This is a genomic window from Xenorhabdus griffiniae, from assembly GCF_001028135.1.
Taxonomy (GTDB): domain Bacteria; phylum Pseudomonadota; class Gammaproteobacteria; order Enterobacterales; family Enterobacteriaceae; genus Xenorhabdus; species Xenorhabdus bakwenae.
The window spans coordinates 103,664-118,569 of record NZ_LDNM01000016.1 but is presented as its reverse complement, the minus strand read 5'-3'; the positions used below and the strand labels follow the sequence as shown (position 1 = coordinate 118,569).

At 44.1% G+C, this 14,906-nt stretch carries 12 protein-coding genes and 1 pseudogene; 8 read left to right on the top strand and 5 right to left on the bottom strand.

Annotated features, from left to right (window positions below):
* Nucleotides 1-12 precede the first annotated feature (12 nt).
* Together cbiB and AAY47_RS05740 are read right to left on the bottom strand one after the other, a co-directional pair.
* The gene (cbiB, locus tag AAY47_RS05745) at nt 13-972 is read right to left on the bottom strand and encodes an adenosylcobinamide-phosphate synthase CbiB (protein ID WP_047767772.1); all 960 of its coding nucleotides are present in this window, start codon (nt 970-972) and stop codon (nt 13-15) included.
* A complete protein-coding gene (locus tag AAY47_RS05740; RefSeq protein WP_047767770.1) occupies nt 969-2,363 on the bottom strand; it encodes a cobyrinate a,c-diamide synthase in 1,395 nt (464 codons plus the stop codon). Before AAY47_RS05740 ends, cbiB begins: the two co-directional genes overlap by 4 nt.
* Before the next feature lie 716 nt (nt 2,364-3,079).
* Between AAY47_RS05740 and cobA the strand changes: the two genes are divergently transcribed.
* The 8 genes and pseudogenes from cobA to AAY47_RS21640 all read left to right on the top strand — a co-directional run.
* Nucleotides 3,080-3,841, top strand: a complete 762-nt coding sequence (gene cobA / locus AAY47_RS05735) for a uroporphyrinogen-III C-methyltransferase (protein WP_047767768.1) — start codon at nt 3,080-3,082, stop codon at nt 3,839-3,841.
* Nucleotides 3,834-4,907 carry a threonine-phosphate decarboxylase CobD gene (gene cobD, locus AAY47_RS05730; protein ID WP_047767767.1) on the top strand — a complete coding sequence of 358 codons (1,074 nt, stop codon included), beginning with the start codon at nt 3,834-3,836 and terminating at the stop codon, nt 4,905-4,907. The genes cobA and cobD overlap by 8 nt, the downstream gene beginning before the upstream one ends.
* Complete coding sequence (locus AAY47_RS05725; protein ID WP_047767765.1) at nt 4,900-5,760, top strand: GHMP kinase; 861 nt, start codon at nt 4,900-4,902, stop codon at nt 5,758-5,760. The genes cobD and AAY47_RS05725 overlap by 8 nt, the downstream gene beginning before the upstream one ends.
* Nucleotides 5,761-5,909: 149 nt before the next feature.
* Nucleotides 5,910-6,311, top strand: coding sequence for a VOC family protein (locus AAY47_RS05720; RefSeq protein WP_047767763.1), 402 nt, complete (start codon nt 5,910-5,912; stop codon nt 6,309-6,311).
* Nucleotides 6,312-6,712: 401 nt separating this feature from the next.
* Nucleotides 6,713-7,141, top strand: coding sequence for a JHE-like toxin PirA (locus AAY47_RS05710; protein ID WP_235428292.1), 429 nt, complete (start codon nt 6,713-6,715; stop codon nt 7,139-7,141).
* 110 nt (nt 7,142-7,251) lie between these two features.
* Nucleotides 7,252-8,529, top strand: coding sequence for an insecticidal delta-endotoxin Cry8Ea1 family protein (locus AAY47_RS05705; RefSeq protein WP_047767759.1), 1,278 nt, complete (start codon nt 7,252-7,254; stop codon nt 8,527-8,529).
* Between the two features lie 412 nt (nt 8,530-8,941).
* Nucleotides 8,942-10,009, top strand: coding sequence for a PfkB family carbohydrate kinase (locus AAY47_RS05700; RefSeq protein ID WP_047767758.1), 1,068 nt, complete (start codon nt 8,942-8,944; stop codon nt 10,007-10,009).
* A 171-nt stretch (nt 10,010-10,180) separates the two neighbouring features.
* Nucleotides 10,181-10,279, top strand: a pseudogene (locus AAY47_RS21640) (DUF817 domain-containing protein); the annotation flags it as partial.
* 58 nt (nt 10,280-10,337) lie between these two features.
* Here the strand turns inward: AAY47_RS21640 and lysS are convergent.
* The 3 genes from lysS to recJ form a co-directional block, all read right to left on the bottom strand.
* Nucleotides 10,338-11,858: a lysine--tRNA ligase gene (gene lysS / locus AAY47_RS05695; RefSeq protein WP_047767756.1), complete on the bottom strand. Its 1,521-nt coding sequence runs from the start codon at nt 11,856-11,858 to the stop codon at nt 10,338-10,340.
* 9 nt (nt 11,859-11,867) lie between these two features.
* Nucleotides 11,868-12,966 (bottom strand): peptide chain release factor 2 gene (prfB, locus tag AAY47_RS05690; RefSeq protein ID WP_152669769.1). Its coding sequence is split into 2 segments (ribosomal slippage): nt 11,868-12,890 and nt 12,892-12,966, totalling 1,098 coding nucleotides; the frame shifts between segments, so codons are not numbered across the junction.
* A gap of 135 nt (nt 12,967-13,101) precedes the next feature.
* Nucleotides 13,102-14,835 (bottom strand): single-stranded-DNA-specific exonuclease RecJ, encoded by a 1,734-nt coding sequence (recJ, locus tag AAY47_RS05685; RefSeq protein ID WP_047767752.1) that lies wholly within the window; start codon nt 14,833-14,835, stop codon nt 13,102-13,104.
* Nucleotides 14,836-14,906 lie beyond the last annotated feature (71 nt).

Genomic DNA, 14,906 nt, shown 5'->3' with positions numbered 1-14,906 from the left:
GCTGTTCCCTCCTTATATCATCACACTGACCAGGCTATGCAGCAGCGCAAACAGCAACAGCGCTATCACGGATGCCACCACCATCATCTGAACAGACTGTGGGATATCATCAGGCGTGACTTCACGCCAGGCATCACCCATCCACGGTTTTTCGACAAGTTGATTAAAGTAGACATTCGGCCCGCCAAGACGGATACCCAATGCCCCTGCTACAGTGGCTTCCGGCCAGCCACTGTTGGGGCTACTGTGTTGGTAGCGATCACGCCAGCCAATGTGTAACGCCTGCCGAAAATCCAAACCCTGCCATTTCGCGGCCATTGCCAGCAGAAGCCAACCCAAACGGGCAGGCAGCCAATTCGCCACATCATCCATACGTGCCGAAAACATCCCCAGCGCCCGATAGTGAGGCGTTTTATAGCCCACCATGGAATCCAGGGTATTGATTGCCTTATAAGCCATAGCAAGTGGAGCACCGCCGAGCATTAAGAAGAACAATGGAGCAATCACGCCATCCACGCTGTTTTCTGCCACGGTTTCAATCGTGGCCCGGCTGATTTGGGGAGGGTGCAATTGGCCGGTGTCCCGACCGACAATTTTGCCAAGCTGTTGACGGCTGGCAGCTAAATCTTCCTGACGCAATGCCTGATAAACGGCATTTGCCGCCTCGTCTAAGCCACGTCCTGCCAACACGGTATAAATCAGCCAAATTTCAACCAAACATCCCAGCCAGAACGTCACGCCATAAACCAATTGCAAAACCCAATAGCTCGCCAGCCAGACACTCCCTACGACCACCAGCCATAACAGTACGCCGCCCCATGTCAAATCGGTTTCAGTTTGGCAAATCCGGCGAATAAGCTGCTCAGTTTGGTTGGTCAGCTGCCCCATCCAGCGCACAGGGTGCGGCCAATGGGGAGGATCACCCAATTTCCTGTCCAGAATAAAAGCCGTAAACCACAATAAGATGGTCATAACAGCCTCCGTGCCATCATCAGCCAACGCTGGAGCAAATGGGGGCGTTGGGCAAAATGAATATGCAGATAGCTCGCCAGGGTATTGCCATTCTGGTAGCCTCCCTGCCAGCTTTTCTGCACGGTTTTTAATGTTTCTTTTGGATCACACCATTTAACACACTGAAAAACGGGGGGTTGGGTCGTGATAAAATCCGAGTAATGGAATTCATGCCCGCGCAACGTTTCCCCTTTTGCCACGAAAGGCGTATCACACATTGCCGTAGCTTCGCAGTAACCAAAGCGTTGCAGGTGATCTCCCATCTGGCTTTCACCGGCAATCAACCCCACCATGTCATGGCGTACACCATCGGCATCAATCAGGGTATCGCCGAGATACATCAAGCCACCGCATTCCGCATAAATGGGAATATCTTTGTGCTGCGCCTGACGTAATGCCAAATGCATGGCGTGGTTGGAAGAGAGGGATTGGGCATAAATCTCAGGGTATCCCCCGCCCAAATAGATCATCTGGCATTCAGGTAACCGATGATCATGCAGGGGACTGAACCGTTTGATAGTCACACCGGCTTTTTCCAGCAACAACAGGTTATCAGGGTAATAGAAGTGGAAGGCCTCATCTTCTGCCAGAGCCAGCGTTAAGCCTTGCCCCATCACAGGATCGACAAGGGCATTAATATTGCCTTTTGGCAAGGAAGATAGCTGAGTTAATGTCAGCAACTTATCCAAATCTACTGAGGCTTCGATTTGTTGAGCCAGACGAGTCCAGCACTCTTCGCGTTGGCTGACTTGTTCTTGCGCAGAGATCAACCCAAGATGGCGGGAAGGCAGGGTAACCTCTGGCATCACCGGCAGCCGCCCCAAAACAGGAATACCACAATAGCCTTCAATGGCCTGTTTTAATAACTGAAAATGGCTATCCCGATTGACGCGATTGAGCAGTACTCCCACAATATTGACTGCGGGATCAAATTGCTGAAACCCCATCACGGTAGCCGCAATCGAGGTGGAAACCGCCTTACCGTCCACCAATAAAACTACCGGACAGCCAAGTTGCTTTGCCATTGCCGCACTACTGCAATAGTTGGGATCAGTACCATAGCCATCATATAACCCCATCACCCCTTCAATGACGCCAATCTCTTTATCAGCCATAGCGTGGTTAAATAAACCATTCAGGATCGGTTCGGGGAGCATAAAGGCATCAAGATTACGTGAAGCGACGCCCGTCACAGCACGATGCCAGCCACCATCCAGATAATCAGGCCCGATTTTAAACGGCTGTACCCGTAATGAACGGTTCATCAAGGCACGCAGGATGCCTAACGTAGCGGTGGTCTTGCCACATCCGCTACCTGTACCGGCAATAACAAAAGCATGTTTCTGTTGCATGTGCTTACCCCAAAACATTTAAATTCTGTATTGGTGTTAAAATTGGCATTCGTTTTAAATCTGCAACGCAGATTCCCATTCATTGATATTTATCAAATAAACGTCTTTTAGTTCGTTTTCGACAAAACAATTAATATTCAATGAATAATATTGATATCCACAAATCTTTTATTTTGCAACAAATAAGCAACTTAACAAAAAGCATTGTCACAATATTAATTGAGCATAGAAAATAAAACAGAGAAACGAACTCACTCCAAAATACACATTTTTAATTTTTAATAAAAACACCCCTTATTACTTTTGTGATCTTGTTCATGATTATTGATTTTTAAATGCTATTTTTATTTACAGCGAAACAAAAACTAATACACAACCACTAAGCCAACAATTGAAAACAAAACTTAACTTATTGAATTTATAATAAAAATATTAATACAATAAAGAAACTTTCATATGGATATATATTTTCTATAAACAAGTAAATTCAATTTTAAAATGATTAACATTTAAGAATAAAAATATTGATATAAATCAACTTTACTTATCCCGCATTAAAGTAATAATGATAAAAATCTGAAATAAATATAACGCCACCCATAAGAATAAGAAAAACAATCCATAAAGTGATAAATAAAAAACAGAACCTCACTACCCTGATAAAAATATAGCTCTCCCTTTGATAATTTATATTTTAATTCCATAGAGGTAACCCAATGAATAAAGGCAATGTATGGTTAGTGGGAGCCGGCCCTGGTGATGCAGGTTTAATCACGGTCAAAGGATTGCGCTGTATTCAATCTGCGGATGTCATTGTTCATGACCGTCTTGTCAATTCTGAACTTATAGCCCAAGTATCAGATCACTGTGAAATTATCAATGTTGGCAAAGAACATGATTACCATCCCATCCCACAAGAAGAGATTAATCAAATTCTGGTCAGGCATGCACAGGCGGGAAAACGGGTTGTTCGCTTAAAAGGCGGCGATCCCTATGTTTTCGGGCGCGGCGGAGAAGAAGCGGAAGTGCTGGCACAACATGGCATTAAATTTGAAGTCATTCCGGGGATCAGTGCCTCAATTGGTGGACTGGCCTATGCCGGCATTCCCGTCACCCACCGCAATTATGCATCGAGTTTCCACGTTGTGACCGGACACACTTCTCAAGGTAACGAACAACAGAATTGGGAGATACTTGCCCAATTGGAAGGAACATTGGTTATTCTCATGGGGATGACCCGCCTGATGGAGATCTGCCAACAGTTGATGCTATATGGCAAATCCCCCACAACCCCTGCGGCGGTGATCATGTACGCCAGCCACCCCAAACAAAAGAGTGTTATAGGCACACTGGAAACGCTGGCTGCAAAAGCAGAAGAACAGGATCTGCACGCACCCGCACTGATTGTGGTTGGTGATGTCGTCAATTTAGGGACAAGGCTCTCCTTCTCTCCCACTGATGGAGCAATCCATGAGTGAACATGGCGGCAATATCATCGGCATTGCCCAACAATATGGCCTTCCAGCTAATGAGCTGATTGATTTCAGTGCCAATATCAATCCGTTAGGGGCGCCAGAACGGGTTAAGGCGTTGATCAAAAATAGTCTTGCTGACATCGAAAAGTACCCAGATGTGGAATATCGCCGCTTGCATCAGGCGATCGCAGAGACCCATCAATGCGATTACAACTCAGTAATAGCCGGCAATGGTGCAACAGAACTGATCTATGCCATCACCCGTTATCTCAATCCCAAACGGGCCTTGCTGCTTATCCCGGGATTTGCTGAATATCGACGAGCCTTGCAGCAAATTGGCACAGAAATTATCGACTATCCACTAACAGAGGACGCCGGGTTTCAACCTGATTTACGCCTGTTGGATACACTTTCCACAATTCAACCCGATTGTGTTTTTATCGCTACGCCCAATAATCCCACCGGATTAATGCCGGACAACCCGTTTATGCAATCACTGGTGGAATATTGTGAACAGCAAGGAATTTCGCTGATTGTCGATGAATCCTTTATTGATTTTCTCCCTGAGAATCGCGGGTTGATTCCGCAAGTTACGGTCACCAGACATCTTTATGTATTGCGTTCAATGACCAAATTCTTTGCCATTCCCGGATTACGCTTAGGCTATTTAGTCAGCGGAAATATGGCCGGGATTGCAGAGATGAAAAATCGACGTGAACCGTGGTCAATGAATGCCTTTGCTGCACGGGTTGGTGAGATTTTATTTGATGAACATGACTATATTGCTGCAACACATCAATGGCTGACATCGCAGCAACATTATCTCGCGTCTCAGCTTTCAACTTTCCCTGAACTGACTGTCTGGCCGCCATCGGCTAATTTTCTGTTCTTTCGCTGTGATAAACCCGATCTGGATTTATGGCATGCTTTACTTACACGTCGGTTGTTAATTCGCCATTGTGAAAATTATGCCGGATTAGACGAGCGTTACTATCGTATAGCCGTGCGCAGTGAGTGGGAAAATCAGCGCCTAATTGCAGCGATGCAACAGGTTTTTGCCTATGGCTGAAGCCGCTTGTCCCGCTTCCTGCGGAGAACTGCTGCAAGGGTGGTTGTTTGGGGGGGAAAAGTTAATCTCCTGCCCGATTAATTGGTTCAGTTGTGTTGCTGTCAGTGAAGGTATTCCCATCCCCCAGGAACGGCCACGTATGCGCCAGATGGTCAATGTACTGCTGGATTACTGGCAGGAGCCACCAGAATTGACTGCTGGCTTGCGGATTGAATATCAATCGACCATTCCGATCGCCAAAGGCATGGCCAGTAGTACAGCGGATATTGCCGCTACCGCCCAGGCCACTGCCAGATTATTGGGCAAGTCACTGGAAAGCACCGAGCTTGCGCAACTCTGTGTCAAACTGGAACCCACTGACAGCACGATCTTCAAACCATTAACCTTGTTTGACCATCTCACCGCCCAAACTCAAATTCCCTTCGACTGGCAACCGGATATCGATATTTTACTATTGGAAAGCCCACAAACTATTTTGACAGAAGAATATCACCAACAGGATCATCATCCACAATGGCGGGATAATGCCCCTTTATTCCAACAAGCCTGGCGGCAATTTCATACAGCGAACCAACGGCATGACTATTACCGCCTGGGGGAAGCTTGCACATTAAGCGCTATTGCCAGCCAATCGATATTACCGAAACCCTGTTTTGATCAACTGCGGGATTTGGTCGAGCAAACGGGTATCTATGGCCTGAACGTTGCCCATAGCGGCAGTGTCGTTGGCCTGTTATTCGATTCACATCGCCATGACGTCAATTACCTGCGCTGGTGGCTGTGTCAAAAGAAGATTTCTGAGCACTATCCGAAAATTCACCAGGTTAAACTGATTGCGGGGGGTATTCGCTGAAATCTATACCAATCCAACTTCAGGATGCGTGTTATATTTCCCCAACCGTTTGTGACGAACAGGGAACCGTCCTTATCCAGCCAGGAAAAAACGTGAAATTAGGCACCCGAATGGTGTAATTTTTTGAGTTGTAAAATAACAGGAATACCATGAGAACACAGAAAAAATGTATGGGTTACGTCGCTATCGTTGTAGATGATTATGATAGGGCTATCGATTATTACACTAATAAATTGGGATTTACGTTGGTAGAAGATACGCCACAGCCAGGAAAAAGATGGGTTGTTGTCACCCCAAATCCTGAAAGTGACTGTAACTTACTGCTGGCCAGAGCCTCTAATGAAAGGCAAGAAGCGTTTATTGGTAACCAATGTGGTGGACGGGTGTTCTTATTCCTGCAAACTGACGACTTTTGGCGTGATTATCACAAAATGAAAGAAAATGGCGTCCATTTCTGTGAAGAACCCCGTCAGGAAGAATATGGTATGGTAGTCGTTTTTGAAGATATTTATGGGAACCGTTGGGATTTATATCAGAACGCGACTGTTTAGAGTTAATCAATAAATATTACTCTTAGCCCAATTATATTGGGCTATACCAATATAATTTCAAGGTGCGTGTTATATTTCCCAGCGCAGCGGGGAAATATAAGGCCTCGCGTCGTCTTGCGGATGGCAACTTGAAGTTTATCGCGTATAACATTATTTCAATGAGCAGTATAATTTTTAAATCAAACTTACATTTTTTATATTTTATCCTGCATATCAATGTGTTTAGAATGGCCGCAGTCATCATATATATGACTCATGCCAAATAACAACAAATTTCAACCACAAGGAGAAAATCCCCACAATTATATTGTGGATCATAGAAAAAACCAAAAATAAATTAACCCTTTAAAAATAAACACAAAATTAAACTTTAACCAACATTTAAAATAGGATAATACCTTATGAGCATAATCAATATAAATATAAGTGGTAGTAGTGACATTACAATCATAAACAATACCCCATCTAACCCAGAACCACTCATTTACAATACAGACACACCCGCATCAGAACCTCTTACCGTCAATCCTTATAGGGATATGACAATAGAGCCACACTCTTCTATTGAGGCAATAAGAATTGATACGCCAATTATTCCCGAAACCCGCCCCAATTATTACGTAGCCAATTCTGGCCCCGCATCATCAGTTAGAGCCGTTTTTTATTGGTCTCACTCTTTCACATCAGAATGGTTCGAATATTCTGCTATCACAGTGAAAGCCGGGGAAGACGGCATATTACAATCACCGAGCAACTCTGTGTATTACAGCAAGGTCGTCATTTATAACGAAACCGATAAACGCGCCTTTGTTACTGGATATAATAAGTAACAATATGAAAAAACATTTATAACTCATAGAGTTTAATTTAATTATTCTCTAACTAAAGCACTATTTAACTAAAGCACTATTTAACTAAGGAACTAAGGTAAAATAAAATTATGAATACCACACCGATTAATGTATCTGAAAATGACACATTGCCTGTACTCACTGACGTCATGCTTATCGTGCCTTATACCACCTCTACCCCCGATTATGAATGGGATATGTCATCAATAATAAAGGATGCCATTATTGGCGGCGTAGGGTTTATTCCAGGAGTAGGTTCCGCAATGTCTTTCCTGTTAGGGCTATTTTGGCCGCAACAGAAAGATAATACCTGGGAGCAAATCCTCCAAAAAGTAGAGCAAATGATAGAGAATGCTGCTCTACAAACGATTAAAGGAATACTTAATGGAGATATACAAGAAATCAAAGGAAAAATGGAACATGTGCAATACATGCTGGAAACCTCGCCTGGCAGCCAGGAAAGCCATGACGCCTATATGTTCCTGGCTAGATATCTGGTGAGTATCGATGAAAGATTCAAGTCTTTTGATAATAAAACAAACTACCAGATCCTGCCGATGTACACTAACACGGTTATGTTACAGATCCCTTATTGGAAAATGGGGATAGAAAAGAAAAATGATATTGGGCTGACCGATATTGAAGTCAATGAGTTAAAACAACTTATCGACACATTGGTTGACAGAGCCAGAAACTATATTCATACGATGTATACTAATGAATATAATAATGCCATAAATACATCAACAGCAGAGAGTGTCACTAATAATTTATTGTCTGTAAGAGGGTATTGTTTATTACACGGTTTAGAGTGTATTGAGTTAATTGAACATCTACAAAATAATAGCCTGGAAAGTGGTTTTAATCCTAAAACTATCAGTTATTCAACCGTATTTGATCGTCCTACTAACAAAACGAGAATTCAGGCTCTGACAGAAGACGATCAAATGCAGGAACCCTTCAAGCCCTCTTTAATCGACGGTAAATACAATAAAATAAAATCATTGCTTGGCTATGTACGAAGAATCGGCAATGCCCCCAGAGTGGGTGGTATTCAAATCACATTTGCCAACGATTCATCCTATACACTCGGCACCGTAACATCAGAAACGAGTTCTATTGAACTCAATGATAGTGTTATCGAAAGGTTGGAAGTATGGGGCAATGGCGCGGTTGATGAGGCGTTATTTACGTTAAGTGATGGGCGTCAACTCAGAGTCGGTGAACGCTACGCGACAAAATACAGAAAATACGCTGTTGATGGCCACTATATTGCAGGGCTGTACTTAGCCAGCGATGAACCTTCACTTGCTGGTCAGGCCGCAGGTATTGCCGTTTCATACCATATGTTAGCTGATAAAAAATAATACCGGCTAATAGAATTTGAGTTGTAAATAAGCCCCTGGTTACATAGCTAATTATGTCGCCGGGGGCCGTTTTTTCTCGTCATATATTCCAGTTTCACCTCGCCATGAAAATCAACAAATCATAAAAACCAAACATATGTTTGCAGTTTCCATAGAACAATCCAACACACTGTTTTAAGAGAGATTCTAACAGAATAAAATATAGTTGACTCACTTGATGTATTTAGTTACCTGATTTTCATCAATTTTTCAGCATAATATTCGAGACAAACATCACATTTTTATGTTATTTACTGGCTTTACCAATCTTACGATCATATTCTCATAATGAGAAAGAAATATAAAAATAGCCTTTACTGTCTGTCAGATATGACATAAAACATCAGTGCAAAAAAACAACCAAAGGTATGATATGTCAAAAAGGGAAAACCAGATATTGCAACTTCTAAAGCGTGATCCTTTCATTCAGCAACAAGAAATTGCTGATATTCTCGGAATCAGTCGCTCATGTGTTGCAGGGCATATTATGAACCTAAGTAAAAAAGGTTATATTAAAGGCAAAGGGTATATTTTATCTAACGATGTTTATACTGTGACTATTGGTGCAGCGAATATAGATTTAACAAGCTATACCTCAGCCAAATTAATTTATGAAGATTCCAACCCAGGGAAAATTATTTCTACACCAGGGGGTGTAGGAAGAAATATCGCTCAAAATATTGCATTATTAAAAAATGAAAGTTATTTAATTTCCGTTATCGGTAACGATTCAAACGGCAACGCACTGTTTGATCATACAAAATCGGCCGGTGTTAATGTTAACTATTTCTATAAATTAGATGGCGAAAAAACTTCAATCTGCAATTCTGTTATCGATGAAAATGGAAAGTGTGTCGTTACTGTTAATGATATGGGCATTCTGGAAAAATTAACGCCTACGTTATTATCTCAAGCTAAATCTTTAATTCAGCATGCTAACGTGTTAGTTATTGACTGTAATTTAACTGAAGAAGCCCTAAAATGGCTATTTAATCATTCCGGTAATGTCCCAATTTTTGTTGACACGGTTTCAAGATCCAAAGCATCCAAAATTCGCCATTTCCTATCGCATATTCATACTTTAAAACCCAATCGAACTGAAGCAGAAATCCTTAGTGGCATAAAAATTGAAACCCAAAAAGATGCCGCTGATACGGCACACTGGTTTCATCAGCATGGCGTCCAGCGCTTAATTTTGAGTATGGATACAGAAGGTGTTTATTACAGTGAAATGGATAATACATCAGGATGTTCAAGTGCAATCAATACCAATATTGTTAATGCCAATGGCGCGGGTGATGCCATGATGGCTGGCCTTGTACATTGCTGGTTAGAAGGCATGGAACTGAAAGAAAGTATCCGCTTTGCACAGCAATGTTCAGCATTAACACTCTCTTCGGAACATATTGAGATACTTCCTAAGAACCGTATATATTTTTGAATGACAAAATTAGAACCACTTGATATATACCAATCCAACTTTAGAATGCGTGTTATATTTCTCCGCGCAGCGGGGAAATATAAGGCCTCGCGTCGTCTTGCGGATTGCAACTTGACGTTTATCGAGTAGATGAAACTGGATTTAGTGGCACTGGAAATTTATATCAACTTTGCAGGAAAATGGGGGGCATGGTCATTATTGGTGGTTGTGACCTTCACGATTGTTGTTCACCTTAAACATATCAAAGCGAATGTGGCAATTGCCCGTTAAAAAACGCGCTGTCCGGTTAGCCGGACAGCGCGTTTGACTGGTTTTAATCAAGAAATGATTATTTATGCGTATGCGGACGCATTGCCGGGAACAGGATAACATCACGGATGGTGTGGCTGTCAGTAAACAACATCACCATACGGTCGATACCAATCCCTAAGCCTGCTGTTGGCGGCAAGCCGTGCTCCAACGCAGTAATATAGTCTTCATCGTAGAACATCGCTTCGTCATCACCCTGATCTTTCTGGCGAACCTGCTCTGCAAAGCGCTCGGCCTGATCTTCCGCGTCGTTCAGCTCCGAAAAGCCATTACCAATTTCACGGCCACCGATGAAGAATTCAAAACGATCCGTAATGAATGGGTTGTCATCGTTACGGCGTGCCAGCGGAGAAACTTCTGCCGGATATTCTGTAATGAATGTCGGCTGGATCAGGTGACTTTCCGCTGTTTCTTCAAAGATTTCACACTGAACACGGCCTAAGCCCCAGCCCTTTTCAACATCAATGCCCAAGGATTTCGCTATAGCAACCGCTTTGTCCATATCATCCAGATCGGCCATGTTGGTTTCTGGACGATATTTGCAAATCGCTTCTTTCATGGTCATCTTGGTAAAAGGCTGACCAAAATCAAATGCCTGTTCGCCGTATTTCACCGATGTTGTACCCAGTACTTCTTGAGTCAGGGTACGGAACAGTTCTTCGGTCAGTACGATCAGATCCTGATAATCCGCGTAAGCCATGTAGAGTTCCATCATAGTGAACTCTGGATTGTGGCGCGGGGAAACACCTTCATTACGGAAGTTGCGGTTGATTTCGAAAACGCGCTCAAAACCACCGACTACCAAACGTTTCAGGTACAGTTCTGGCGCAATGCGCAGGTACATGTCAATATCCAGCGCGTTATGGTGCGTAATGAATGGACGCGCACTTGCCCCCCCAGGGATCGCTTGCATCATCGGCGTTTCAACTTCCATAAAGCCTTTTTGGATCATGAAGCTGCGTAATGCCGACATCACGCGGGAACGGATCTGGAATGCCTTGCGTGATTCATCGTTCGAGATCAGATCCAAATAACGCTGACGATAGCGAGTTTCCTGATCCGCCAAGCCGTGGAATTTATCCGGCAGTGGACGCAATGCCTTAGTCAGCAAGCGCAACTCAGTACAATGGATAGAAAGCTCACCCGTTTGAGTTTTGAACAGCTTACCGCGTGCGCCTAAAATGTCACCCAAATCCCATTTCTTGAACTGCGTGTTGTAAATACCCTCCGGCAGATCATCACGGGAAACGTAGATCTGAATGCGTCCCCCCATGTCTTGCAGGGTGGCAAAAGAGGCCTTACCCATGATGCGACGAGTCATCATACGACCAGCAACGGTCACTTCGATGTCAAGCTCTTCCAGTTCTTCCTTAGTCTTGTCATCATATTTGGCATGCAGATCTGCGGAAATGTTTTCACGACGAAAATCATTTGGGAAAGCAATGCCATTGCTGCGCAAGGCAACCAGTTTTTCACGGCGCGTTTTCAGTTCGTTATTTAAATCAGGAGCCTGTTCAGCGCCTTGTTGTTGTTGTGACATTTGAGTTCCTCATAGGCCAGCTTTTAAGCTTGCTTCAATGAATTTGTCCAGATCCCCATCCAGCACAGATTGTGTATTGCGGGTTTCTACACCAGTACGCAAATCTTTAATGCGGGAATCATCCAAAACGTAAGAGCGAATCTGACTGCCCCAACCGATGTCCGATTTGTTATCTTCCATTACTTGTTTATCAGCATTCTTCTTCTGCATTTCCAATTCGTACAGTTTCGCTTTCAACTGTTTCATCGCTTGGTCTTTGTTTTTATGCTGAGAACGGTCTGTCTGACATTGGGTGACAACACCCGTCGGTACGTGGGTGATACGTACTGCAGATTCGGTTTTGTTAACGTGCTGACCACCCGCACCAGAGGCACGATATACATCAATACGTAGATCAGCCGGATTGATCTCGATATCAATATCATCATCCACTTCTGGATAGATAAAGGCAGAGCTAAATGATGTATGGCGGCGACCACCTGAATCAAAAGGACTTTTACGTACTAAACGATGGACGCCCGTTTCTGTACGCAACCAACCGTAAGCATATTCACCCATGATCTTGATGGTGGCAGATTTCAGACCAGCAACATCACCATCAGACTCTTCAATAATCTCTGTCTTGAAGCCTCTGGATTCTGCCCAACGCAGGTACATACGCATCAACATGCTGGCCCAATCCTGTGCTTCTGTGCCACCAGATCCCGCCTGAAGATCCAGATAGCAGTTTGCGCTGTCATATTGACCAGAAAACATGCGCCGGAATTCAAGTTGGCCTAACTTCTCTTCCAGCTGTTCCAACTCAACGACGGCTTCATTGAAGGTTTCTTCGTCATCAGCTTCAACGGCTAATTCCAGCAGGCCGTTCACATCTTCCAATCCCTGGGTCAGCTGATCAATAGTTTCTACGATGCTTTCCAGTGATGAACGCTCTTTACCCAACGCCTGTGCCCGTTCCGGTTCATTCCAGACATCAGGCTGTTCGAGTTCAGCATTGACTTCTTCTAAACGTTCTTTCTTGGCATCATAGTCAAAGATACCCCCTCAGAACTGCTGTCCGCTCAGACAGGTCCTGAATGTGATTTTTTACCGGATTAATTTCAAACATATTTCGTGTCTTATACGTTGTGTATTATGAATAAACGATGGTCGCATGGATATTTTCGAACCGTGTATTGTAACGGATCTATCAAGGGGTTTATAGCCTTCATCTTTTAAATGCAACTGGAAAACCGAAGTTCATTCACCAGGGCCAAATATGCTGGATCAAAAGCTGAACATCACGTTTACCACGAAATTCGTTAATATCCAGTTTATAAGCCAATTCTACCGTTTTGATACTGTTATCCGGCCAGCGACTGACATCAATATTAAATGCAATGCCATCTAACATTGGCCCACCATTTAATGGTTCAAGCATGACTTTCAAGTGCTTTCCACCCACAATACGCTGCTGCAGTAGCTTGAATTTGCCGTCAAAAACCGGTTCCGCAAATGCCTGCCCCCACGGGCCGCCATCACGCAGAATTTCAGCAATTTCCAGCGATAATTCTTCCAATGCTAATTCACCGTCGCTCCAGATTACCCCTTCAAGTTGGGCGATATCCATCCAGTCTGCGACCAGTTCGGAAAAAGAGTGCTGAAAGAGGTCAAATTTGTCTTGTTCAATCGACAATCCCGCGGCCATCGCATGACCACCAAATTTCAACATCAGTCCGGGGGACAGAGTATCAAGACGTTCAAGTGCATCCCGCATATGTAAGCCATTAACGGAACGCCCAGAGCCTTTCAAAGTTCCATCGCCCGCCGGAGCAAAAGCAATAACCGGACGATGAAAACGCTCTTTAATACGTGAGGCCAAAATACCCACCACCCCCTGATGCCATTCGGGATGGTAAATGGCTAATCCGTAAGGTAACTGGGTATGGGTTCGCTCGATTTTATCGCAAATCAGCAAGGCCTCTTGCTGCATACCTTGTTCGATTTCCCGGCGGGTTTGGTTTAAGCCATCCAGTTCACAAGCAATCTGACGGGCTTGTGCCATGTCATCGGCCAGTAATAACGCCACCCCAACGGACATATCATCCAGACGTCCGGCGGCATTTAATCGTGGTCCCAACGCGAACCCCAAATCACTGGCGGCCAATTTTGTCGCTTCCCGTTTGGAAACTTCGAGCAGCGCCCGTATTCCCGCACAGCAACGCCCTGCCCGAATGCGATTGAGTCCTTGATATACCAGAATGCGGTTATTGGTATCGAGAGGAACCACGTCAGCCACTGTACCCAATGCCACTAAATCCAGCAGCTCTGCCAAATTAGGTAATGGAATACCTTGTTGCTCAAACCATGCCAGGTTGCGCAATTCAGCCCTGAGTGCAGACATCAGATAAAATGCCACACCAACCCCTGCTAACGCCTTAGAAGGAAAAGCGCAGTCAACTAAATTAGGATTAATCATGGCATCTGCGGCGGGCAGTATTTCGCCCGGTAAATGGTGATCAGTGACGATCACCTTGATGCCATGTTGATGTGCCGCAGCGACACCATCATGGGATGAGATCCCATTATCCACGGTGATAATCAGATCTGCGCTTCTTTTGACAACTTCATCAACCACCTGAACGCTTAATCCATAACCATCTTCAAAACGGTTTGGCACAAGATAATCAAGGTTACGATATCCCATGGCACGCAAAGCGCGGATACTCAAAGCGGTACTGGTTGCCCCATCTGCATCAAAATCGCCAACAATGACAATACGCCAATGTTCATATAATGCAGTGATCAACAAGGCAACTGCCTGCTCAATGCCATTGAGAGACTGGTAATTGAGAAGTCCCTTTGCACTACGCTCCAGTTCATCAGCTTGAAGTATGCCACGCATAGCATATAAACGGCGCAATAATGGATGGATATCCTTGGGAAGATGGTTAGGATCCGCCACCGGTCGGCGGCGGAGTTGTATTTCTCTACTCACAGTTTCTTATTCACTGATTTTTTATTCACGCGTTTTTGTATTCACTGAATGGAATGCCTGAACGATTTCGA

Excerpts from the sequence above, each read along its gene's own strand:
- cbiB (WP_047767772.1), bottom strand. The coding sequence starts at position 972 with ATGACCATCTTATTGTGGTTTACGGCTTTTATTCTGGACAGGAAATTG.
- AAY47_RS05740 (WP_047767770.1), bottom strand. The coding sequence starts at position 2,363 with ATGCAACAGAAACATGCTTTTGTTATTGCCGGTACAGGTAGCGGATGT.
- cobA (WP_047767768.1), top strand. The coding sequence starts at position 3,080 with ATGAATAAAGGCAATGTATGGTTAGTGGGAGCCGGCCCTGGTGATGCA.
- cobD (WP_047767767.1), top strand. The coding sequence starts at position 3,834 with ATGAGTGAACATGGCGGCAATATCATCGGCATTGCCCAACAATATGGC.
- AAY47_RS05725 (WP_047767765.1), top strand. The coding sequence starts at position 4,900 with ATGGCTGAAGCCGCTTGTCCCGCTTCCTGCGGAGAACTGCTGCAAGGG.
- AAY47_RS05720 (WP_047767763.1), top strand. The coding sequence starts at position 5,910 with ATGAGAACACAGAAAAAATGTATGGGTTACGTCGCTATCGTTGTAGAT.
- AAY47_RS05710 (WP_235428292.1), top strand. The coding sequence starts at position 6,713 with ATGAGCATAATCAATATAAATATAAGTGGTAGTAGTGACATTACAATC.
- AAY47_RS05705 (WP_047767759.1), top strand. The coding sequence starts at position 7,252 with ATGAATACCACACCGATTAATGTATCTGAAAATGACACATTGCCTGTA.
- AAY47_RS05700 (WP_047767758.1), top strand. The coding sequence starts at position 8,942 with ATGTCAAAAAGGGAAAACCAGATATTGCAACTTCTAAAGCGTGATCCT.
- lysS (WP_047767756.1), bottom strand. The coding sequence starts at position 11,858 with ATGTCACAACAACAACAAGGCGCTGAACAGGCTCCTGATTTAAATAAC.